The organism is Actinobacillus equuli (assembly GCF_900636745.1).
GTDB classification, from domain to species: domain Bacteria; phylum Pseudomonadota; class Gammaproteobacteria; order Enterobacterales; family Pasteurellaceae; genus Actinobacillus; species Actinobacillus equuli.
This window is the reverse complement of record NZ_LR134310.1, coordinates 2,057,139-2,078,259: the sequence shown is the minus strand read 5'-3', so window position 1 is coordinate 2,078,259 and position 21,121 is coordinate 2,057,139. Positions and strand designations below refer to the sequence as shown.

The window sequence follows — 21,121 nt, the reverse complement described above, 5'->3', positions numbered from 1 at the left end:
TCGACCGCTTATTTTCGGGCTAAGAAATAAATCCCTAAACCACAAGCAACCGTTAATAACCCGATTAATTGATTTAATTGGAAAGGTCGAACCGCCATACCAAACAAACCGAAATGATCGATAATCGCTCCTGTGACCAACTGCCCGACAATAATAAAAAACAGCATATTGGTAATGCCGATTTTCGGGGCTAAAAATACCGTGGTAAAGACGAAACCGGCACCTAAAATACCACCGAGCAATTTCCAAAACGGCTGTGACGGAAGCTGTTGTAATGCACCGCTTAAATCCGTTTTCCAAAAACAAAATAGTAGTAGTGCAATCGTACCTGTTGCAAACGAAATTGTCGCTGCCACTAACGGCTGTCCGAGCATTGCTTGCGCTAATCGGCTATTGATTGCCGCTTGGCTTGCGAGTGCGGAACCGGCGACTAATGCCAACAAAATATAGGGTAAAGACATTTGCAAAATTCTCTTAAAATCCGACCGCTTGTATCCGGCTGATACCACTACATCTCGAAGAATTTTTCTTCGACTTTTTCGATTTGAATAATCAGCTTTTTAAAATAGCGTAGGCGATCTGTCAGCCCATTAGCTTGTTGCCATTGTTGCGCTTCAAGCGTTTGTTGCAATTGCTGTAAAACGGATTTTTGTTCGGTTTTAATTTGCTTTAAGAAGGCGGTTAATTCGTCTTCATCATTACGGTGTTCAATCGTTTCGAGCTTCTCGTGCCACTCCATCTGTTGCATTAAGAACTCGATATCTCGCATACTTTTTTCTTCGAGATTTTTTGCTTCACCGGTATGAATTTCAATTATCGCTTCCGCTCGTAAAATCGGATCTTTTAACGTCTGCAATGCTGCATTCACATCTGCCGACTTTTGTACTGCTGCTAATTGTTCCGCTGAAGAGCGGCTGGCAAAATTATCCGGATGAAGCTGTTTTTGTAATGCCAGATAACGTTCGGAAAGCAAAGCATTATCTAATTCAAATTGAACCGGTAAATCAAATAGTGCAAAAGGATTATTCATGATTTTCCTCTATACGTTAAAACTTTCACCGCAACCGCAAGAATCTTTTACATTCGGATTGTTATATTTAAAGCCTTCGTTTAAGCCTTCTTTCACGAAATCCAATTCGGTGCCGTCTAAATAGGCAAGGCTTTTTTCATCCACGATCACTTTTACGCCGTGTTGTTCGAACACTTGATCATCTTCATTTAACACATCAACAAACTCAAGCACATAAGCCAGTCCCGAACAGCCCGATGTTTTCACTCCTAAACGTAAACCGATCCCTTTACCACGGTTTTCTAAGAATGTACGAACTCGATTTGCTGCTGTTTCTGTTAATGTAATTGCCATAAGTTATCCTTTTTAATCTGTTAAGTGAAAACGATCTTTACCACGGAAAACACGGAAATACCCGAAAACGTCAATTTTGCAAAATTTTACGCAAAAATAACCGCTTGTTTTCGTGCTTTCCGTGTTATCCGAACTAAATATTACTTAGCTTGTTTTTCTTTGTAATCGGCAATCGCTGCTTTGATTGCGTCTTCCGCAAGAATTGAACAGTGAACTTTCACCGGTGGTAATTCTAATTCTTCTGCGATGTCGCTGTTTTTGATTGCGCCCGCTTCTTCTAAAGATTTACCTTTAACCCATTCGGTAATTAAAGAACTTGATGCGATTGCAGAACCACAACCGTATGCTTTAAAGCGTGCATCTTCGATAATACCCTGATCGTTCACTTTAATTTGTAAACGTAGAATATCACCACAAGCCGGCGCACCTACCATACCGGTACCGATATCCGCCGCTTCTTTATCAAATGTCCCTACGTTACGTGGGTTCTCGTAATGGTCAATTACTTTTTCGCTGTATGCCATTTTGTATTCCTTCTGTTAAATTCTGTTATCAGTAAAATATTGTTTGCAGTTACTAGGCGAACCGCCACAGACAGTACAATCAGTACGGCAAGACGGTTCAACAACGCAAATACATTGCAATATTTCTACTGATTAGTGGTGATTCCACTCGATTTTTGATAGATCCACACCTTCTTTAAACATTTCCCAAAGTGGAGAAAGTTCACGAAGTTTTACGATTGCTTTTTTCACAAGCTCGATGGTGTAGTCGATTTCTTCTTCTGTTGTCCAACGACCTAAAGTGAAACGAATTGAGCTGTGTGCTAATTCATCGTCACGGCCGATGGCACGTAATACGTATGAAGGCTCTAAACTTGCCGAAGTACATGCAGAACCTGATGAAACCGCAATATCACGTAACGCCATCATTAATGACTCACCTTCAACAAAGTTGAAGCTGATATTTAAGTTTGAATCTACACGTTTGCCTTCTTCCATTGAACCATTTACATACACTTCTTCGATATCTTTGAAGCCGTTGTATAAACGGTCACGTAATGCACGTAAGCGAGGCATTTCTGTTGCCATTTCTTCTTTAGCGATACGATACGCTTCGCCCATACCTACGATTTGGTGTACAGGTAATGTGCCTGAACGCATACCACGCTCATGACCGCCACCGTGAATAATCGCTTCGATACGAACACGAGGTTTACGGCATACATATAAGCCGCCGATACCTTTTGGTCCGTATAATTTGTGGCTTGAGAAAGACATTAAGTCAACTTTTAACTCTTGTACGTCTACCGGAATTTTACCGACCGATTGCGTTGCATCCACGTGGAAAATAATTTTCTTCGCACGGCAAATTTCACCAATTGCTTTGATGTCTTGAATAACACCCATTTCGTTATTTACGTGCATAACAGAAATTAAAATCGTGTCCGGACGAATCGCCGCTTCTAATTTCGCTAAATCTAATAAGCCGTCTTGTTCCGGGTCTAAATAAGTCACTTCAAAACCTTCACGCTCTAGCTGACGGCAAGTATCTAATACCGCTTTGTGCTCGGTTTTAACTGTGATGATATGTTTACCTTTGGTTTGGTAGAAATGTGCAGCACCTTTAATCGCTAAGTTATCAGACTCTGTCGCACCTGAGGTGAATACGATTTCACGGCTATCCGCACCGATTAAATCTGCGATGTGGTTACGTGCAACATCTACAGCTTCTTCCGCTTCCCAACCGAATTTGTGAGAACGTGAAGCCGGGTTACCAAAGATGCCGTCTTTGGTCATATATTGCATCATTTTTTGGGCAACACGCTCATCCATTGGAGTGGTTGCGGCATAATCTAAATAGATAGGTAATTTAACTGACATTGTTACTCCTAACTCGCTTGAAATAAGCGGTCATTTTTATTGAATTTTTTGCAATTAGTGTTTGTGTGAATGATCGTGGCAATGCTCTTTTTCACAATCGTGATCCGAGTGTTCTTCAACAAGCTCCGCCAATGTAATCGTATTTAAAAACACACCGATTTGGTCTTCTAAACGTTCCCATAAATGATGCGTTAAGCACTGTGAGTTTTTACTACAGTTACCACTACCTTTACATTTAGTGACATCAAGATTTTCATTCACCGCCGCAATAATCATACCCACACTGATTTCTTCAGGTTGCTTACCAAGTTGGTAACCGCCACCCGGACCACGTACGCTATGCACGATACCTTCGCGACGTAACTGAGCAAATAATTGTTCTAAATACGACAATGAAATCGCTTGGCGCTCTGAAATATCGGCAAGACTTACGGGTAAAGACTTTCCATGTAACGCAATATCTAAAATTGCGGTTACGGCATAACGCCCTCTTGACGTTAATTTCATAATAATTTCCTCACTTTAGAGCAAAAGTAATGATTTTTAATTAAGTGAATTGTGATATACCCGACTATTTTAGTCAAGAATTTTACACTTATCACATTGAAAGGTTTTACAAATGATTATCGGCATTAATTGCCAAAAACGATAACTCAAAGTTATCAATTAAAAATACTGGAATCAAATCCCTACAATTATAAATGATTTTTGATCTACTTCAAATAATAATCCTGACTGGAATAGTTTGAATAACACTTATTTCCGTATTTTCTAAAAAATAAAGAATAGAAATTTAGTAATCAGTAAACATGTGTTCACTGGTCGGAACTCCGAGTATTTTAAGTAAAGACGCTTGCCCGCTCACTATTGCTACGATTAGAATTCGCGAACTTTAAAAATTGTGAACACTTGTTCGCTAAAAAATAACACATCCGTAAAATCCAATTACAGTAAAGGGCATGAGATGAATAACCAATTTAACAAAACGCTTTTAGCGTCACTTTTAACATTTTCAGCAGCAGGTGTTCACGCTGCAGCTTTCCAATTAGCGGAAATTTCTACTTCTGGTTTAGGTATGGCTTATGCAGGTAATGCTGCTGTCGCAGACAATGCTTCTGTGGTTGCAACCAACCCGGCATTAATGACCAAATTCAAAAGCACGGAATTTTCAGCAGGTGGTATTTTAGTTGACGCAGATGTTAACGTTTCAGGCAAAATTGGACGTGTTTTTGATGCATCTCATGGAAATATTATTCCTAATGCTGTTATTCCAAATCTATATGTTGTCACACCTGTCAATGATCGTTTTTCACTTGGTGGGGGCTTAAACGTAAATTACGGTTTGAAATCTGAATACAACGAGCAATTCAATGCCGGTGTTTACGGTGGTAAAACCGAATTAACTGCGCTTAACTTTAATTTAAGCGGTGCATATAACTTTGGTAACGGTTTAAGTTTCGGTCTTGGTTTAAATGCAATTCATTCTGATGCGGAAGTTCAGCGTCATTTAGGTGTGGGCGGTAAAGCCATTGCACAACAATTAGCAGCACGTGCAAGTCAATTACCAGCTGCTCAAGCTGCACAATTAAGTGCAGTTGCAGGTCAACTCAGCAACATGCCAGCAACCACTTCTGTATCGCAAATCAAAGGCGATGAATGGTCATTCGGTTGGAACGCAGGTTTAAGCTACGAATTAAATGAAAGTCACCGTTGGGGCTTAGCATATCACTCTGCGGTAGACGTAAAATTCAAAGGTAAATATTCTAACGATTTCCCTGTGGCTTATAATGCATTACTTTCACGCCTAGCAAGCTCTGGCATTGCGTTACCAATTAGTGAAGCAACCGGTGGAAAAGCTGTACCGGGTCGCTTAACACTTAATTTACCGGCATACTGGGAATTCTCAGGTTTCCATAAATTGACCGAGAAATTAGCATTACAATATAGCTATAAATACACCGAGTGGGATCGCTTAAAAAGCTTAACTGCTTATGGTTCTAAAGGTAATATTTTATTCCATAAGGATGAAAACTTCAGTAACTCATCACGTTACTCACTTGGTTTCTCTTATGATGTAGATGAAACATTAACTGTGCGTACCGGTTTTGCTTACGATGAAAATGCAAGTGTAAAACACCCGTCAATCTCAATTCCAGATACGGATCGTACATGGTACTCAGTGGGTGCAACTTACCGCTTTACGCCAAACCTTTCTGCTGATGTCGGTTTTGCACACCTTCGTGGTAAAAAGAACAACTTTAAAGAAGGTCAATCAGCGGTATTCCAAGTTAGTTCAAAAGCTAATCTTTACGGTTTAAATCTTAACTATAAATTCTAATGCCTAACTCAAAATAGGCAATTACGAATGCTCAAAAGGCGTGTAAACTCATTACACGCCTTTTTTATTTAAAATGGAGTTAATATGTCATCCAATATTCACTATCAATATTACCACTCACCTGTCGGAAATCTGTTATTGATTGCCAATGATAACGGATTACTCGGCATTGAATTCGAACAAGAACAACTCACCACTGACGCACAAAAATGGCAAATTGCTACTGAAGCAAGCGGTCAAATTTTCGAAATTTTTTGCAAAACACGCCACATTTTAGACCGCTATTTTGCCGGTGAGAAACTGGAATTCCAGCATTTGGATTTTCTGGCGCCACAAGGTACGGAATTCCAAAAATCCGTATGGAAGATTTTATTAACCATTCCTTATGGCAAAACGACCAGTTACGGCGAAATCGCTCAGCAACTTGGCAAACCGAATGCAATGCGTGCTGTCGGTGGAGCGGTAGGTCGCAACCCGATTTCGATTATCGTGCCTTGTCACAGAGTATTAGGAAAAAGCCAAACGCTGACCGGCTTCGGTGGTGGCTTGCCGGCAAAACGCTATTTATTGGAATTGGAAGGGATTGATTTTAAAGATAAAGGCATTGAATTCGTCAACCCTAAACATAAAAAATGGGGAAACGGATAATAAATCCAATCCCCCATTTTCTTTATAAAATCACATTAGTAATTTTCTTTTACCCAATGCTCCGCTAAAGCTAAATCCGCTTGCCATTGCTGCGCAATTTGGAACACCCACTGCGCAATATGCTCTTCCCAAATTTCACCGTTATCGGTTTGGGCATACTGAGCAATTTCTTGCAAGCGTTTTAAGCTGACTGAGGCAAGCGCTCCTTTGATTTTATGCGCTTCATCCGCCGTGTTTTTACGCATTTCCGCTGAATCGGTCGCCTGCCATTCGGTAAGATAGTGTTGTAAATTCTCCAAGTATTCCGGCATGAGCTTCGCAAATAACGCAAAATTAGCTAATACGGCTTTTGCCCCCATCACTTCGATTAATTCGGATAGAATCTTACGATCGTAAGGTAAATTCAGTGTTTCTTCCGTGTCGACAAGCGGTCGAATTTCACCGGTTTTTTCCACAAAATCGCTGTTAAAGTAATGATTCAAACATTCGGATAACGCTTCTAACGAAAGCGGTTTACGCAATACGTCATCCATACCCTGTTGCTGATATTCTTCTTTGGTTTGCATAATATTGGCGGTTAACGCAACTAAAAGCGGCAGGTAATCCACTTCTTCGTTTTCATAACGTTCACGTAACTGTCTTGCAATATCAAAGCCTGTCATATCCGGTAATTGAATATCAAGTAAAATAAGGTCGTAACTGTTCTGCTCGAATAACTCGAACGCTTCATCACCGGTCATCGCAACATCTACGTCACAACCGAATTTTTCTAACATCGCGCGGGCAACCACCACATTTACTTCAATGTCTTCAACTAATAAAACTTTTAACGCATGATCATTGATTTTAACCGCTTTTTTCGCTTCAACCGTATCCGCTTGAATCGTTAAAGTAAAGGTCGAACCTTTGCCTTCCTCACTTTCAAGGGTGAGATCGCCGCCCATTAATTTAGCGATACGTTTTGAGATAGCTAAACCGATACCACTACCTTGCGCTTTTTTCTCTTGTGAGTTTTCCGCTTGGTAGAACATTGCAAATACTTTGCGCTGTTCGTTTTTAGGAATACCGATACCGGTGTCTCGCAAGCTAAAACTAAAATGGTCATCATCTACACGTTGCACATCAAGGTAAATATCTCCACCTGCCGGGGTGAATTTCACCGCATTACTGACCAAATTCCACAATACCTGACTTAAACGTGCGTTATCGACCAAAATGAAATTCGGTAAATTATCCGAATAGCTGATATGGAATTTAATTTTACGTTGATCCGCCATTAAATTGGCAAAATTGCTGATATCACTGATCAATTGAGAAAACTCAACTTCCTTATTGAATAACTCAATACGGCGACTATCAATTTTCTCTAAATCAATAATGTCGCTAAAAATATGCCCTAATGAAACCGCACTAATATTAATTGTTTTTAAATATTCTCGTTGTTGCTGAGTTAGCTCTCCCTCTAACAGAATTCGGCTTAAGCCGATAATGCCATTGAGCGGTGTACGTAATTCATGGCTAATGGTTGCCATTAATACGCTTTTGTCTCGGTTATTTTTTTCAAGTGTGGCATTTAAATGCGCATCCTGCTCACGCAACACACCGAGATCATAAATACTTTGTTCTAGCTGAATACGTGATTTTTCCAGTTTAACAACGATTAAATTGAAAAAATAAATCACAAAAGGGGCGGAAATCAGGCCGAAAGAAATCGAACGTAAAATATCACGCGTTTGAATTTCGCCGGTGAATAAATAGGTTAATGCGCCCTGGACGATAATGGCAAAAAATGCCAACACAAAAAAGCCCAGTAAAGCCGCCTTTGCTCGACCTAAGCGTAGCACCCAATTCACATAATTTTGACTACATTGCTTGATTAGTTTCATTCTTCTCCCCTTAAAACGTAAAAATCCTCTCCATCAGCTAATGGAGAGGATTTATTATAGCTCAAACCGCATTATTGGGTAATTTCGATTATTGATTCAAATCGGATTATTTCCAATAAAATAAGCAAATAATCGCAATAATTGCAATAAAGACACCTAAGTAATTAATTTTATTGATTTTTTCTTTAAATACTAATGCACCGATAAATGTCCCTAAACAAATCACACCGAGGTTCATACCGGTAAACACTAAAGTCGGGTCATCTTTCATCACTTGGTGCGCTTTAATGTAGAACAAAATATTACAGAAATTCAATACGCCTAACACTAAGCCGACAACCACACTCGGCACGTGCCATTGCGTACGCTTCAGTAATAAATAAGCAAACATTAAACAACCGGCAAAAACAAAGGCGATAAACAATGTTACCGGGAAGGCCGAACCTGATTTGGCAATTTGTTTAAACAGCGTATCGGTCATACCATAGCCCAACCATACACAAGCCAAGCTAATAATCGCAATTTTACCGCCTTTACCCATACCGTGATGGGTTTTCCATAACAAACAGCCGAGCGCAACGAAAGCTAATACCAATGCGATTAATTTGTTTTGGGTAATTTGTTCACCGAAAATGGTAAACGCCGCCAAAATCGGTAAAAACAGTGAAAGACGTTGTGCCGCATCGGTACGAATAATACCGGCAAATTCAAGTGATTTGGCTTGAATCAGGAAAATGGTTGGTAATAAGAAACCTAATGCAAAAAATAGATAAGACGAAGGGTTATTCGCTACAATATCAACCACGGTTTGCCCTTTAAAATCCGGATTCAGTAAAAAATAGGTCATCGAAGTCGTGACGATATAGTTCACTGCGATACTTTGATCAATGGCAATTTGCTTTTGACGTGCGACTTTAATCAACACCCCGACAGAGACGCTACATAAAATAGCGATCACAAGTTCTAACATGGAAATCTCCTGTATAAATAAAGGCAGGCATTCTACAAACTTCCTTATGAGATAGATAGATCAAGCGGTCGGATCTGTGCAAAATTTTGCAAAAATACGACCGCTTGTCATGAGTTATTTACGTTCGAATAAACGTCTTTCCGGACTTTCGATTTGTTCTACCAAAATCAAAATTGCCGCATCACCGCCCCACTCTCTTGGCGCTTGGTGTAAAGCGATGATTTTAGGGTGTTGCACCAACCAACGGGGAATTTGATCTTTCAAAGTGCGCGTACCAAAACCGGTCATAATGCTGGCACAATAAACTTGTTCTCTCTCGCACGCCAAAATCAGTGCCGCCAACTCTTTTTTTGCTTGTTCACGAGTTAAACCGTGTAAATCTAAAAAAAGCTCCGGCTGAAAATCGCCACGGCGTAATTGCTTTAAAATATACGGGTCAATATCCGCACGTAAATATTTGATTTTCTCATTTTCTTCTCGTAATAACGGTTCGTATTCATCAGAAAAGAAAAATTCGGTGTCTTTTTGTTCCTGTAACTCTCGTAACTCATTAACTTTTTTACGAGGCGCAGTTTTCGGTACAAAAGTGTCTTGTTTAATTTTTTTCGTGCCTTTTACCGCTTCTTGGAAAAGTGCAAAATCTTCGTTATCTAACATGCTTGTTTGTCCATTACTAAAAATTCCGCTTCTGGGAAATTGCGTTCAATATATTCTCTTAAATAATTTAGCGTACTTTGCTGAATAATTTCGTCTGTTGGCGGATAACTATTATAGATCAAACTGACTAACGGAATCTGTTTTTGTTGGCACGCCATTAAACTGAGCAAGGTATGATTAATCGAACCTAATCTGCCGGAAGTCACTAAAATCAACGGTAATTGCTGCTCCGCAATATAATCAAGCGTGGTATGTCGATTATCATAAGGCACAGCCAAACCGCCCGCCCCCTCTAACAAAACGTAGTCATATTTTTCGGCTAATAATCGGCTGGCTTCGGCAATTTTATGCGTATCAATCGTGATATTTTCCATTTCCGCTGCCAAATGCGGCGAACAAGGATAGCGAAAAAGATAAGGACAAGTAATACCGTCTTTATCCTCTTGGGTTAACGGCATATTCTGCATCTGGCGATGGTGCAGAATATCACTGGAAACGCCTTCACAGCCGGTTTGAATCATTTTTTGCGTAATCACCGAATAACCCTGTTTCATCAAATGTTTAGCATAAAACCCGGTGGCGACCGTTTTGCCTATGTCGGTATCAATGCCCGATACAAAAATGATTTTGCCCATTATTTTTTCACTCCCAAAATAAAAATCGGCTCATAAGTCAAATAAACACCTTGTTCACAGCTAAATTGAGCTTGATATTGTTCACTAAATGCCATCAACTTTTTGCGTGTCCACGTTTGTGTACTAATTGCCGTTACCCCGGTTTTCCGCAGGTGTTGCAACACGGCAAGCGGTGAAGCAAAGGTTAAACGAATCTGCCGTTGCATAATCTGTAACTGGGTAAAGTCTTTACTTAACCAAAAATGCCAATCTTCTTGGCTTGGATAAGTCAGCCCAACACCCGTTAGTTGACGAATTTCCGCTAAATTTTCCGTTGTAAAACTATTAAATAGCAAAATACCATTCGACTGTAACAGATTCGCAGCTTGCGAAACAAAAGTTTGCGGTTGTTCAAACCACTGTACTGCGGACGCAGAACTGATCAAATCAAATTGCCCATCAAAGGCTAAATGTTCCGCATCGCCGGCTATAAATTTAAAGGAAACAAGCGGTCGATTTTCGCCAATTTTTTGCAAGACGCAATCTTGATAGACATCACTCAGATCGTTAATAACCAAATGTTCCACTTGATATTCACGCACTAAATGCTGAGTTAAATCACCCGTGCCACAACCGATTTCCAACACTCGCCGAAAACATTGTTTGTTCGTTTTGGCGAGCAAATTTACCAATTGTCGATTAATCTGTTGTTGAGCGATCGCATGCTCGTCATATTCCGTGATATGGGTTGCAAAACGTTGTGCAATCAATGGCTTATCTAACTTTGCCATAATTGCTCCCACTCAGAAAAATGTTGCCAGAGATAATGCTCACCTTTAGGCATTTGTGTCATACGCACATTTTTATCTTGCCAAAAAGCTAGCTGATTTTGTGCTGAAAAAATACGATCTTTCTCGCCAATAATGACATTTGTCCAATGTAGCTTCGGCGTAACAAGATTTGCCTCGATTGCCGTATTCAATACCTCAAGTTCATGATGAATTTCAGCAAGCGAACGCTGTTCGGGTAATGCGAGGTAAGCATTTAACAACTGTTTATCACCACAAATTCGGCGTTCAAACTTCAAGCGATTTTCTGTATTTAATGTTTGTAATGTGCCGTTAAATATCTGTAGCGGAATCCCCCATTCATCGTGTTTAGGAAAAGGCGTACCGTTAATCGCTGTCGCAGAAGCCAAATTAATCTCCGGTAATACATTTTCCGCCACCCAAACGCCCATCGACCACGCCACTAAGCGGAGGGTTTGGTAACGGCTAAAATCAAAAGCAGGAAAGTTTAAATCTTGGTAATCATAACAAATCAATAAGTCATAACCGTTCGGCAACGCTAAATGTGAGACAACCGATGCCGGTGTGCCCCAACCGGCAAAATAAATAATCAAATTGGCTTGTTGAGTTGAAATTAATTTTGTTTTCACTTTTTCTCCTTATAAACAAGCAATTAAGCGATCTAATTCTTCTGTGGTTAAATCAGCGGTTAATGATAGGCGGATACGAGCCGTACCTTTCGGCACTGTCGGCGGGCGAATCGGCAAGCAATAAAAACCTTGTTGTTGCAATGTTTTGGCTTTTTGCACCGCTTGTTCGTTTTCACCCACTACAAACGGAATAATGCAACTTTGCGTTTGTAACGGATAACTATTTTTCTGCTGTACCGCTTGTTTTAGCTTCTCACTGAGCTGCGCTAAATGCTGTCGTTTAGGTTGAAATTCGGGTAACCGCTCAAATAGAAATGCCGTCCATGCGACATTTAGCGGCGGTAATGCAGTCGAAAAAATCAGCGGACGCATCGTGTTGATTAAGTAATCTTTGATCACTTGATCGCACACCAAATAAGCCCCCATCGAAGCCAATGCTTTGCCAAAGGTACCGACTAAAAAATCGATCTCATCGATACAGTCTAATACTTCCGCCATGCCTAAGCCCTGTTCTCCGTATGCCCCGATTGCATGCGCTTCATCAACATACAGCATAATATGACACTGGCTGGCAAAGGCTTTTTTTAATGCCACGAGTTCAGCCAAAGGCGCAATATCGCCGTCCATACTAAAAATACTTTCGGTCACAATGATAATCCGCTCAAACTGTGCAGCATATTTACTGAGTAATTGAGTTAAATGTTCGAGGTTATTATGTTGATAGCGATAAAAAGACACACCGGCTAAACGGATACCGTCAATCAAACTGGCGTGTACTAACTTATCGGCAAGAATTAGGGTATTTTTATCCGCTAACGCGGGCAAAATACCGATATTGGCATGATAACCACTGTTAAATAACAAAGCCGCTTCTCGCTGAAAACGGTTGGCAATCAGCTGCTCAAAATCTTGGTAAATCGGGAAATTACCGGTCAGTAGACGCGAAGAAGATGAGGTAAGCGGAGTAACAATCGGTTCATTTTCACTGATTTTTTGCAAAAATTGTTTTTGTAAATACTGATCTGAAGCCAATCCCAAATAATCGTTTGAAGAAAAATTTAGCATTCGACGATTATCGGCAATAATCCACTTTCCATCGTGTTGAATCGGTGGTAACACTCGCTTTAAACCGGATTGCGTTAATTCCGCTAACTTTTGTTCGAATACATTCATAAAACCTCCGTGAAATATATGACGTTTTATTCGTTATAAGCTATTTTTAATACTTGCAATAAGGCGGTAGTGAGTTGGGTTAATTCCGCCTGACTAATAATAAACGGCGGCATAATGTAAACCAGTTTGCCAAAAGGGCGAACCCAAATGCCGTGTTCTACAAATAATTTTTGTAGTGATACCAAATCAACCGGCTGTTGCATTTCTAATACACCGATTGCGCCTAATACTCGTACTTCCGCTACCGATTTAAAGTGTTTTGCCGGTGCCAACTCATCTATTAATTGCCGTTCAATACGTTGAATATTAGCTTGCCAATCACTTTCTAATAATAAATTAATCGATTCATAAGCAATCGCACAGGCAAGCGGATTCGCCATAAATGTCGGGCCGTGCATAAAACATTTTGCTTCTCCCTCACAAATGACCGTTGCAACTTTTTCTGTCGTGACGGTTGCCGATAAAGTCAAATAACCGCCGGTTAGCGCTTTGCCCAAACAAATAATATCCGGTACCACCTCAGCGTGTTGCAACGCAAATAATTTCCCCGTACGTCCAAAACCGGTTGCAATTTCATCGAAAATTAACAGAATCCCGAAACGATCACATAATTCTCTCGCTTTTTGTAGATACACCGGCGAATAGAAATACATCCCGCCAGCACCTTGTACAACAGGCTCTAGAATTAATGCTGCAATCTCATCGCCATGTTGTTCAAATAAATCTTGCAGTGGCAAAATCGCTTCATTTCGCCATGCTTCACCAAATTTCACACTCGGTTGCGGCAGAAAATATTGCACGGGTAAACTGGAATTGAATAGACCGTGCATACCGGTAACGGGATCACAAACCGACATTGCATGCCAAGTATCGCCGTGATAACCGGAGCGAATCGTAGCAAATTTAGTGCGTTTTTTAGCACCTTTTTGACCGCTTGCTTGGGCATATTGCAATGCCATTTTCATAGCAACTTCAACCGCTACCGAACCGCTATCTGCAAAGAAAATTTTATTCAGCTCAAGCGGTAAAATTTCCAACAATTTTTGCGAAAGTTTAGCCGCCGGCTCGTGAGTCAAACCACCAAACATGATATGGCTCATTTTGCTTAATTGTTCGGTTGCCGCCTGATTTAAACGAGGATGGTTATAGCCGTGTAGCGCCGCCCACCATGAAGACATTCCGTCAATCAGTTTACGACCGTCCTTTAAGGTAATGATCACGCCGTCCGCTCGTTCTACCGGATAAACAGGAATAGGATTGGTAATGGAAGAATAAGGATGCCAAATATGCTGTTGGTCTAATTCGATAAGCTGAGTTGTTCTCATTTTTATTTTCCTTTAATTTTGCGGAATTCTAGCGCAAAAAAGTATATCGGTATAGAATAAGCCAATTTTTACTCTTAAAAGGGACAATTATGTTCGAATACAACCTAGAATTATTAGAAGAAATCATGGAATCATCTGCCGCAGATGATTTAAAAACGATTCAAGATATGATGCGTTGGGCATATAGCTATTTCAACGCTTCGGATCTCTACTATGGTCACGGATTAGATAACCCTTGGGATGAAGCACACCAACTTGTACTAAGTGCGTTAAGCCTACCGATTGATGTGCCGGAAGCGATGTATTCCTCTAATCTGACTCGTATTGAGAAAGAACGCATTATCGAAATGGTTCAACAACGCTTAGGTATGCGTAAACCGGTGGCATATTTAACTAACTCTACATGGTTCTGCGGTGCCGAATATTATGTAGACGAACGTGTTATTGTGCCTCGCTCACCAATTGGCGAATTAATTCAACAAGGTTTTACCGGTATATTACGTGCCGAACCGAAGCGCATTTTAGATATGTGTACCGGTAGCGGCTGTATTGCAATCGCCTGTGCAAACCGCTTCCCGCATGCTGAAGTTGATGCGGTTGATTTATCGCTTGATGCGTTAGATGTCGCACAAATTAATATTGAGCGTCATCAAGTTGCACATCGTGTGTTCCCAATCAGCTCAGATTTATTTACTGATATTCCGGAAGATAAATATGATTTGATCGTGACTAATCCGCCGTATGTTGACCAAGAAGATTTGGACGATATGCCGCAAGAATTCCACCACGAACCGGAATTAGCATTAGGCTCCGGCGTTGACGGTTTAGACATCACCAAACGCATTCTTGCCGAAGCACCAAATTATCTGGCAGATAACGGTGTATTAGTTTGCGAAGTCGGCAACAGTATGGTGCATTTAATCGAACAATTCCCAAGCGTACCATTCCACTGGGTTGAACTCAAAAACGGCGGACTCGGTGTGTTTGCCCTCACTCGTGAGGAATTAGTGAAACATCATCATTTATTCCAATAAACATAAAAAAGCGGTCATATTTCTTCCATTTTTTGCAAAATATTGAAGAAATATGACCGCTTAACTTTATACGGAATTCGGATTAAATATATTCCACGCTAATAATGTCGAACTCTACTTTACCGCCCGGAGTAACAATACTTACCGAATCGTCAACTTCTTTACCGACTAAGCCACGAGCAATCGGCGAGTTTACTGAAATTAAGCCTTCTTTAATATTCGCTTCATCATCGCCCACAATGCGATAAGTCACTTCTTCATCGGTATCCGCATTCACTAGGCCGACTGTCGCACCGAAAATTACTTTACCGTTGTTCACCATTTTGGTTACGTCAATGATTTGTGCGTTACCTAATTTACCTTCAATTTCTTGAATACGACCTTCACAGAAACCTTGCTGCTCACGTGCCGCGTGGTATTCGGCATTCTCTTTCAAATCGCCGTGTTCGCGTGCTTCTGCAATCGCGTCAATAATTTGTGGGCGGCGAACATTTTTTAGAAATTCTAATTCTTCACGAAGCAATTCTGCTCCACGCACCGTCATAGGAATTTGTTTCATTATTTATCCTTTTATAAAAATTTTAAGGTTTACGAATATAAGCGAAAGGGCTATTATTCAACGTCTTGTTAAAAATATCAACTCCCGAATTTATATGCTGCTTAAATCCATTGGCAAACTCATGCCAAAACTCTCTCTAGTTAGTTTACTTATTCCAAGCATTAGCTATGCGGAAATCAATACTCAAGAACTTATGACTTATCTTCCTGCCGGAAGTTCTGCCACTTTTATCGCTAAAAACCTAGATACAGACCAAATTATTGCACAATACCAAAGCGATACATTTATGCTGCCTGCCAGCACTCAAAAAGTATTTACCGCTTTAGCGGCTAAATTAGCATTACCACAAGATTTCCGTTTTCAAACTGCGTTGCTTACCAATGGCAAAGTTGAAAACAGCGTACTAAAAGGCGATTTAATCGCTAAATTTAGTGGTGATCCTGACCTAACAAGCGGTCAACTTTATCAATTAATTAGCGAATTAAAGAAACAAGGTATTACTAAGATTGATGGCAATTTGATCTTGGATACCGCCGTATTTGCCAGTCATGACAAAGCCGCCGGTTGGATTTGGAATGATTTAACCATGTGCTTTAGTGCACCACCGGCAGCAGTAAATGTCGATAATAACTGTTTTTACGTTACCTTAGATGCAGACCAAGCCGTAGGGGAATTCGCTAAAGTAAATGTCCCTGCTGCCTACCCTGTACAAGTGTTTAGCTCTGCTTACATTGTCGAAAAAGCCCAAGCACCATATTGCCAATTAGATGTGGTGGTAAATGATAACAACCGTTACCAAGTAAAAGGTTGTATGGCTCGCCAAGCAGAGCCTTTCGGGCTCAGTTTTTCGGTACAAGATCCGGCAAGTTACGGCGCCAATCTAATCAAAGCAAATTTGCAACGTCTTGGGATTGCCTTTGAAGGGAAAATTCAAGAACCACTCAATGCGCAAAACGGTACCTTATTAGCCGAACATTGGTCTGCACCGTTACCGGAACTTCTGAAAAAAATGATGAAGAAATCCGATAACCAAATTGCGGACAGCTTATTTAGAACCATTGCCAATCAGCAGCATAATCGTCCGGCATCGTTTCCGCTGGCAAGTCATGTAGTTCGAAATTTGTTAAAAAGCAAAGCAGGAATAAAATTCGATAACAGTGTAGTTGTAGATGGTTCAGGTTTATCTCGTCATAATCAAGTCAGTGCGGCAACCATGTTACAAGCATTGGAATATATTGCGAAAAATGAGCCACAGCTACAGTTATTCGAAACGTTTCCGATTGCAGGTGTAGACGGTACCATTTCCGGCAGAGGCTCTGTTGCTGCCGAGCCGCTGGCGAAAAATCTGATTGCTAAAACAGGCTCTCTGAAAGGTGTATATAATCTGGCGGGCTTTATGAAAAACGCTCGAGGCGAACGCATCGCTTTTGTACAATTTGTAAACGGTTATTCGACCGGTGAACTGGAAAGCAAAACTAAACGTGCGCCATTAAGCAATTTTGAACATAAATTTTATATGGCGCTCTATAACGAATAATGACAAAAGGCACTCCGATGAGTGCCTTTTATTAAGCAATTAAATCCTGATGGCTTCTTTGCATTTTTACTTCAATATAACTACAACTCGGCTTGATTTTTAGCCCTTTTTCTTGAGCAAATGCAATCAATGCGGCATAAAGCTCACCGGCAATCCCCTTTCCTTGAAAGGCTTCATCCACTTTGGTGGTATAAGCGTCAATCACATTATCTTTAATATAACGATAACGTAATTTTCCGGCTTTGATTCCCTCTTCAGTTAGATAGCTAAACTCAAAATTGTCTAAATCATGTTTAATCATAACGCCTCCTATATTTTTGCATTCTACGCTTCTTTCTATTTCCTGCAAGCGGTCATTTTTACAAAAAACTTTGCAAATTCGACCGCTTGCTAATGAAAAAAGCAAACGTTTGCGTTATAATAAAAAAGTATTTATTTAACATTCATTTTAAGGAACTTATAAAAATGGCGATTCAACAGGCGTTATTAAGTGTGTCTGACAAAAAAGGTATTGTAGAATTTGCACAAGGGCTTGTAGCTCGTGGTGTGAAATTACTTTCGACAGGCGGTACGGCAAAGCTTTTAGCTGAAGCAGGTTTACCGGTCACAGAAGTATCAGATTACACAGGCTTCCCTGAAATGATGGATGGTCGCGTAAAAACCCTGCATCCGAAAGTACACGGCGGTATTCTTGGTCGCCGCGGTACGGATGATGAAGTGATGAACCAACACGGTATCGAACGTATTGATATGGTAGTGGTGAACTTATACCCGTTTGCGGCAACCGTTGCGAATCCAAATTGCACCTTAGCGGATGCAGTTGAAAATATTGATATCGGCGGCCCAACCATGGTGCGTTCTGCAGCGAAAAACCATAAAGATGTGGCGATCGTGGTAAATAATAACGATTTTGATGCAATTCTTGCCGAAATGGATCAAAACCAAAACGAATTAACGCTTGAAACGCGTTTCAACCTTGCAATTAAAGCATTCGAACATACTGCACAATATGATTCAATGATTGCGAACTACTTCGGTAAACTTGTTCCGCCATACCAAGGTGCAGAGGAAGAAGATTTAACGCAAGTCTGCGGTCAATTCCCCCGTACCTTAAACCTAAATTTCGTACGCAAACAAACCATGCGTTACGGTGAAAACTCACATCAAAATGCAGCTTTCTATGTTGAAAACGAAGTGAAAGAAGCTTCTGTTTCAACTGCAAAACAATTACAAGGTAAAGCACTTTCTTATAACAATATTGCGGATACCGATGCGGCACTTGAGTGTGTAAAAGAATTTGCAGAACCGGCTTGCGTGATTGTAAAACACGCTAACCCTTGCGGTGTTGCATTAGGTAAAGACATTTTAGAAGCTTATAACCGTGCTTACCAAACCGACCCGACATCTGCATTCGGCGGTATTATTGCTTTTAACCGTGAGTTAGACGGTGAAACGGCACAAACAATCGCAGAACGTCAATTCGTGGAAGTGATTATTGCCCCAACGGTTTCAGAAGCGGCAAAAGAAGCATTAGCTAAGAAGAAAAACGTGCGTGTACTTGAATGTGGTGAATTTACTCAAGCACAAAAACGTTTAGATTTCAAACGTGTAAACGGCGGTTTATTAGTGCAAGATGCGGATCAAGGCTCGGTTTCAATTGACGATTTACAAGTGGTATCTGAACGTAAACCAAGCAAAGAAGAGCTTGAAGACTTATTATTCTGCTGGAAAGTCGCAAAATATGTAAAATCAAATGCGATTGTTTATGCGAAAAACGGTCAAACTATCGGGATCGGCGCTGGACAAATGAGCCGTGTATATTCAGCGAAAATTGCCGGTATAAAAGCGGAAGACGAAGGCTTGCAAGTTGCAGGTTGTGTAATGGCTTCAGATGCGTTCTTCCCATTCCGTGACGGTATTGATGCTGCAGCTAAAGTCGGTATCACTTGCGTAATCCACCCAGGCGGCTCAATGCGAGATCAAGAAGTGATTGATGCGGCTAACGAACACGGTATGGCAATGGTGTTAACCAGTATGCGTCATTTCCGTCACTAATTATGTCCGAACAAGCGGTCTATTTTCTCTAAACCTTTGCAAACTCTCCTCCTCCGTTCTAATTGAATTGCAAAAAATAAAGGAAAATAGACCGCTTTCTTTATTTAATATAGCCACTATAAAAAAGCAAGATTTCTCTCGCTTTTGTTTTATTCAATCGCATGTAAATGTAGTATTAAAACTACAATACGTTATGTCCCCACGGTTACATCTGGCTTGCTATGTTTTGCTCGCCATTTAATGCTCTAACTCCATTTATTACCCTTTCTTTTCCATGCCCTCCTTTCTTTATCAGAAAGAGGAATATTGTCATTCCACCATCTAACAAAATAGCTATTTGCTGAAACACAACAAAAAAATAAAAAGGAATAAAAAATCAAGAATCTCATTTTCTATCTCCTTTATTTTAATTTCAAAAATATCTTTTCTTTTTCATACATTCTTTTCGGTATTTTATTCTTTCCTCCTCTACATGGTCTATGCTATCAGGATACCTTAATTTAGATTCCCTCAAACAATAGCTCCAAGCCTTTCGTTCACCATCAGACATAGGAAGATTACCATTCCACCACCTAACGAAATAGCTATCTGCCGAGAAAGTACATCCCGATAAGAGCAAAAAACTTATAGCTGACACTATTATTGGTTTCATTATTCTTCTCCTTATTTAGGATTAACTATTTTTGGCAATGATGGGTTAGTATCCGTAGAATTCCATTTTTCTTCAAAATCCTTCAAATAATCGTTTTCAATACCTAAATCTTCCGCCCTCAGTAACCCCAGCAGTGATGCCGTCACCGAATTGAATCCCCACACCGACATTAAATCCGCTTGATTGGTTTTTACTGCATTCCAAGTGATTTTCGTCTATCGCTTCAATTTAACTTTGCCGTCCGTTTTTAGGTGCGTACCCGCTTGTCCCGACACATCTGAACCAGCAATTGTAATATCTGATTGTTCGCCTTTACCAGTAGTGAGAATATTGACTTTACCGCTTGAATTTACTTGGTTTTTCTCGGCTATATTACCTTCGCTGTATTGTTTTTTAGGGAGGGAAATATGCAACTTTTCATAAAAAAAGACCGCTTGTAGAAAGCAAACAACTTACAAGCGGTCATTTTTCAGAAAAATTTTGCAAAATTGAAGCAATATCCACCGAATCAGCAAAAATTGCTTTCACTTTTCCTGCTGATTTAGCAAGTTCAGAAACCACTACGCATTACCGGGGCTTTTGTTAAAAATGACTTGGTGGATGTTTTTCATTTTTCTTCTGTTTTGAGAATTCTCTATACTTTATTTTCCCCAAGGCTTCGCATTTGGTTTACTATGCTCCGCACGCCATTGAATACATAAAGGTTGATTCCACATTAACTCATTTTCACAAACTGGACCACCTTTCAAATACCAGCCTTTTCGTTCTAAGCATAAGTTAGTTTTTGCACTACCACTTTCACCAAGAACGGGATCCATTCCACAAGTCCGCATATCTTTTTCTTTTGCATCAACAAGATCTATCAATGACTCAAACTTTTTATTTTTTGAATACCATATATAGTAAAGTTTAGGAGGCTTAAAACCACCAAAAGAACAGCTAACTAGAAAAAACATACTGCAAAGGGTTACCAATAATTTCATACATAC

Annotated in this window: 23 protein-coding genes; 5 read left to right on the top strand and 18 right to left on the bottom strand. The window is 40.2% G+C overall.

What is annotated here, in order from left to right; all coding sequences use genetic code 11:
• Positions 1 to 8: 8 nt before the first annotated feature.
• The 6 genes from EL121_RS09685 to EL121_RS09660 form a co-directional block, all read right to left on the bottom strand.
• The gene (locus EL121_RS09685; protein WP_039196395.1) at positions 9 to 461 is read right to left on the bottom strand and encodes a DMT family transporter; all 453 of its coding nucleotides are present in this window, start codon (positions 459 to 461) and stop codon (positions 9 to 11) included.
• 47 nt (positions 462 to 508) lie between these two features.
• Complete coding sequence (gene hscB, locus EL121_RS09680) at positions 509 to 1,030, bottom strand: Fe-S protein assembly co-chaperone HscB (protein ID WP_039196394.1); 522 nt, start codon at positions 1,028 to 1,030, stop codon at positions 509 to 511.
• A 9-nt stretch (positions 1,031 to 1,039) separates the two neighbouring features.
• The gene (gene iscA, locus EL121_RS09675; protein WP_005623319.1) at positions 1,040 to 1,363 is read right to left on the bottom strand and encodes an iron-sulfur cluster assembly protein IscA; all 324 of its coding nucleotides are present in this window, start codon (positions 1,361 to 1,363) and stop codon (positions 1,040 to 1,042) included.
• A gap of 140 nt (positions 1,364 to 1,503) precedes the next feature.
• The gene (iscU, locus tag EL121_RS09670) at positions 1,504 to 1,887 is read right to left on the bottom strand and encodes a Fe-S cluster assembly scaffold IscU (protein ID WP_005597611.1); all 384 of its coding nucleotides are present in this window, start codon (positions 1,885 to 1,887) and stop codon (positions 1,504 to 1,506) included.
• Between the two features lie 132 nt (positions 1,888 to 2,019).
• Positions 2,020 to 3,246, bottom strand: coding sequence for an IscS subfamily cysteine desulfurase (locus tag EL121_RS09665; protein WP_039196393.1), 1,227 nt, complete (start codon positions 3,244 to 3,246; stop codon positions 2,020 to 2,022).
• A gap of 54 nt (positions 3,247 to 3,300) precedes the next feature.
• The gene (locus EL121_RS09660) at positions 3,301 to 3,753 is read right to left on the bottom strand and encodes an Rrf2 family transcriptional regulator (RefSeq protein WP_039196392.1); all 453 of its coding nucleotides are present in this window, start codon (positions 3,751 to 3,753) and stop codon (positions 3,301 to 3,303) included.
• 457 nt (positions 3,754 to 4,210) lie between these two features.
• Between EL121_RS09660 and EL121_RS09655 the strand changes: the two genes are divergently transcribed.
• Positions 4,211 to 5,584, top strand: a complete 1,374-nt coding sequence (locus EL121_RS09655) for a porin (protein ID WP_039196391.1) — start codon at positions 4,211 to 4,213, stop codon at positions 5,582 to 5,584.
• Positions 5,585 to 5,668: 84 nt separating this feature from the next.
• Positions 5,669 to 6,232 carry a methylated-DNA--[protein]-cysteine S-methyltransferase gene (locus tag EL121_RS09650; RefSeq protein ID WP_039196390.1) on the top strand — a complete coding sequence of 188 codons (564 nt, stop codon included), beginning with the start codon at positions 5,669 to 5,671 and terminating at the stop codon, positions 6,230 to 6,232.
• 35 nt (positions 6,233 to 6,267) lie between these two features.
• On the opposite strand, the gene EL121_RS09645 is transcribed toward EL121_RS09650, so the two are convergent.
• The 8 genes from EL121_RS09645 to bioA all read right to left on the bottom strand — a co-directional run bounded on the left by EL121_RS09645 (position 6,268) and on the right by bioA (position 14,295).
• Positions 6,268 to 8,118, bottom strand: coding sequence for an ATP-binding protein (locus EL121_RS09645; protein ID WP_039196389.1), 1,851 nt, complete (start codon positions 8,116 to 8,118; stop codon positions 6,268 to 6,270).
• A gap of 106 nt (positions 8,119 to 8,224) precedes the next feature.
• Positions 8,225 to 9,088 (bottom strand): membrane protein, encoded by an 864-nt coding sequence (locus tag EL121_RS09640; RefSeq protein ID WP_039196388.1) that lies wholly within the window; start codon positions 9,086 to 9,088, stop codon positions 8,225 to 8,227.
• A gap of 114 nt (positions 9,089 to 9,202) precedes the next feature.
• Positions 9,203 to 9,745: an endonuclease SmrB gene (smrB, locus tag EL121_RS09635; protein ID WP_005597623.1), complete on the bottom strand. Its 543-nt coding sequence runs from the start codon at positions 9,743 to 9,745 to the stop codon at positions 9,203 to 9,205.
• Positions 9,739 to 10,380 (bottom strand): dethiobiotin synthase, encoded by a 642-nt coding sequence (bioD, locus tag EL121_RS09630; RefSeq protein ID WP_039196387.1) that lies wholly within the window; start codon positions 10,378 to 10,380, stop codon positions 9,739 to 9,741. Before bioD ends, smrB begins: the two co-directional genes overlap by 7 nt.
• The gene (gene bioC, locus EL121_RS09625; RefSeq protein ID WP_039196386.1) at positions 10,380 to 11,150 is read right to left on the bottom strand and encodes a malonyl-ACP O-methyltransferase BioC; all 771 of its coding nucleotides are present in this window, start codon (positions 11,148 to 11,150) and stop codon (positions 10,380 to 10,382) included. Before bioC ends, bioD begins: the two co-directional genes overlap by 1 nt.
• Positions 11,138 to 11,797 (bottom strand): DUF452 family protein, encoded by a 660-nt coding sequence (locus EL121_RS09620; RefSeq protein ID WP_039196385.1) that lies wholly within the window; start codon positions 11,795 to 11,797, stop codon positions 11,138 to 11,140. The genes bioC and EL121_RS09620 overlap by 13 nt, the downstream gene beginning before the upstream one ends.
• A 9-nt stretch (positions 11,798 to 11,806) precedes the next feature.
• Positions 11,807 to 12,970 carry an 8-amino-7-oxononanoate synthase gene (locus tag EL121_RS09615; protein ID WP_039196384.1) on the bottom strand — a complete coding sequence of 388 codons (1,164 nt, stop codon included), beginning with the start codon at positions 12,968 to 12,970 and terminating at the stop codon, positions 11,807 to 11,809.
• 26 nt (positions 12,971 to 12,996) lie between these two features.
• Positions 12,997 to 14,295 (bottom strand): adenosylmethionine--8-amino-7-oxononanoate transaminase, encoded by a 1,299-nt coding sequence (gene bioA, locus EL121_RS09610; protein ID WP_039196383.1) that lies wholly within the window; start codon positions 14,293 to 14,295, stop codon positions 12,997 to 12,999.
• Between the two features lie 89 nt (positions 14,296 to 14,384).
• On the opposite strand from bioA, the gene prmB reads away from it, so the two are divergent.
• Entirely contained in the window at positions 14,385 to 15,329 is a 945-nt protein-coding gene (prmB, locus tag EL121_RS09605; RefSeq protein ID WP_039196382.1) for a 50S ribosomal protein L3 N(5)-glutamine methyltransferase, read from the top strand.
• Positions 15,330 to 15,411: 82 nt separating this feature from the next.
• Here the strand turns inward: prmB and greA are convergent, their stop codons facing one another.
• Positions 15,412 to 15,888: a transcription elongation factor GreA gene (gene greA, locus EL121_RS09600; RefSeq protein WP_039196381.1), complete on the bottom strand. Its 477-nt coding sequence runs from the start codon at positions 15,886 to 15,888 to the stop codon at positions 15,412 to 15,414.
• 94 nt (positions 15,889 to 15,982) lie between these two features.
• Between greA and dacB the strand changes: the two genes are divergently transcribed.
• Positions 15,983 to 17,425, top strand: coding sequence for a serine-type D-Ala-D-Ala carboxypeptidase (gene dacB / locus EL121_RS09595; protein ID WP_039196380.1), 1,443 nt, complete (start codon positions 15,983 to 15,985; stop codon positions 17,423 to 17,425).
• A gap of 31 nt (positions 17,426 to 17,456) precedes the next feature.
• On the opposite strand, the gene EL121_RS09590 is transcribed toward dacB, so the two are convergent.
• Positions 17,457 to 17,726: a GNAT family N-acetyltransferase gene (locus EL121_RS09590; protein ID WP_039196379.1), complete on the bottom strand. Its 270-nt coding sequence runs from the start codon at positions 17,724 to 17,726 to the stop codon at positions 17,457 to 17,459.
• 164 nt (positions 17,727 to 17,890) lie between these two features.
• Here EL121_RS09590 and purH point away from each other — a divergent pair, with 164 nt between their 5' ends.
• Positions 17,891 to 19,480 (top strand): bifunctional phosphoribosylaminoimidazolecarboxamide formyltransferase/IMP cyclohydrolase, encoded by a 1,590-nt coding sequence (purH, locus tag EL121_RS09585; protein WP_039196378.1) that lies wholly within the window; start codon positions 17,891 to 17,893, stop codon positions 19,478 to 19,480.
• 867 nt (positions 19,481 to 20,347) lie between these two features.
• On the opposite strand, the gene EL121_RS09580 is transcribed toward purH, so the two are convergent.
• Both EL121_RS09580 and EL121_RS09575 read right to left on the bottom strand, forming a co-directional pair.
• Positions 20,348 to 20,545: a hemagglutinin repeat-containing protein gene (locus tag EL121_RS09580; RefSeq protein WP_039196376.1), complete on the bottom strand. Its 198-nt coding sequence runs from the start codon at positions 20,543 to 20,545 to the stop codon at positions 20,348 to 20,350.
• Positions 20,546 to 20,773: 228 nt separating this feature from the next.
• On the bottom strand, positions 20,774 to 21,115 hold the full coding sequence (locus tag EL121_RS09575; RefSeq protein ID WP_039196375.1) for a hypothetical protein: 342 nt from the start codon (positions 21,113 to 21,115) through the stop codon (positions 20,774 to 20,776).
• Positions 21,116 to 21,121 lie beyond the last annotated feature (6 nt).

What these genes read in the sequence shown, in the direction of transcription:
- iscA (WP_005623319.1), bottom strand. Translation starts at nt 1,363, where the DNA reads ATGGCAATTACATTAACAGAAACAGCAGCAAATCGAGTTCGTACATTC.
- iscU (WP_005597611.1), bottom strand. Translation starts at nt 1,887, where the DNA reads ATGGCATACAGCGAAAAAGTAATTGACCATTACGAGAACCCACGTAAC.
- bioC (WP_039196386.1), bottom strand. Translation starts at nt 11,150, where the DNA reads ATGGCAAAGTTAGATAAGCCATTGATTGCACAACGTTTTGCAACCCAT.
- EL121_RS09685 (WP_039196395.1), bottom strand. Translation starts at nt 461, where the DNA reads ATGTCTTTACCCTATATTTTGTTGGCATTAGTCGCCGGTTCCGCACTC.
- EL121_RS09645 (WP_039196389.1), bottom strand. Translation starts at nt 8,118, where the DNA reads ATGAAACTAATCAAGCAATGTAGTCAAAATTATGTGAATTGGGTGCTA.
- EL121_RS09615 (WP_039196384.1), bottom strand. Translation starts at nt 12,970, where the DNA reads ATGAATGTATTCGAACAAAAGTTAGCGGAATTAACGCAATCCGGTTTA.
- greA (WP_039196381.1), bottom strand. Translation starts at nt 15,888, where the DNA reads ATGAAACAAATTCCTATGACGGTGCGTGGAGCAGAATTGCTTCGTGAA.
- EL121_RS09575 (WP_039196375.1), bottom strand. Translation starts at nt 21,115, where the DNA reads ATGAAATTATTGGTAACCCTTTGCAGTATGTTTTTTCTAGTTAGCTGT.
- dacB (WP_039196380.1), top strand. Translation starts at nt 15,983, where the DNA reads ATGCTGCTTAAATCCATTGGCAAACTCATGCCAAAACTCTCTCTAGTT.
- EL121_RS09665 (WP_039196393.1), bottom strand. Translation starts at nt 3,246, where the DNA reads ATGTCAGTTAAATTACCTATCTATTTAGATTATGCCGCAACCACTCCA.
- smrB (WP_005597623.1), bottom strand. Translation starts at nt 9,745, where the DNA reads ATGTTAGATAACGAAGATTTTGCACTTTTCCAAGAAGCGGTAAAAGGC.
- EL121_RS09650 (WP_039196390.1), top strand. Translation starts at nt 5,669, where the DNA reads ATGTCATCCAATATTCACTATCAATATTACCACTCACCTGTCGGAAAT.
- EL121_RS09590 (WP_039196379.1), bottom strand. Translation starts at nt 17,726, where the DNA reads ATGATTAAACATGATTTAGACAATTTTGAGTTTAGCTATCTAACTGAA.
- prmB (WP_039196382.1), top strand. Translation starts at nt 14,385, where the DNA reads ATGTTCGAATACAACCTAGAATTATTAGAAGAAATCATGGAATCATCT.
- bioA (WP_039196383.1), bottom strand. Translation starts at nt 14,295, where the DNA reads ATGAGAACAACTCAGCTTATCGAATTAGACCAACAGCATATTTGGCAT.
- EL121_RS09640 (WP_039196388.1), bottom strand. Translation starts at nt 9,088, where the DNA reads ATGTTAGAACTTGTGATCGCTATTTTATGTAGCGTCTCTGTCGGGGTG.
- EL121_RS09660 (WP_039196392.1), bottom strand. Translation starts at nt 3,753, where the DNA reads ATGAAATTAACGTCAAGAGGGCGTTATGCCGTAACCGCAATTTTAGAT.
- bioD (WP_039196387.1), bottom strand. Translation starts at nt 10,380, where the DNA reads ATGGGCAAAATCATTTTTGTATCGGGCATTGATACCGACATAGGCAAA.
- hscB (WP_039196394.1), bottom strand. Translation starts at nt 1,030, where the DNA reads ATGAATAATCCTTTTGCACTATTTGATTTACCGGTTCAATTTGAATTA.
- purH (WP_039196378.1), top strand. Translation starts at nt 17,891, where the DNA reads ATGGCGATTCAACAGGCGTTATTAAGTGTGTCTGACAAAAAAGGTATT.
- EL121_RS09655 (WP_039196391.1), top strand. Translation starts at nt 4,211, where the DNA reads ATGAATAACCAATTTAACAAAACGCTTTTAGCGTCACTTTTAACATTT.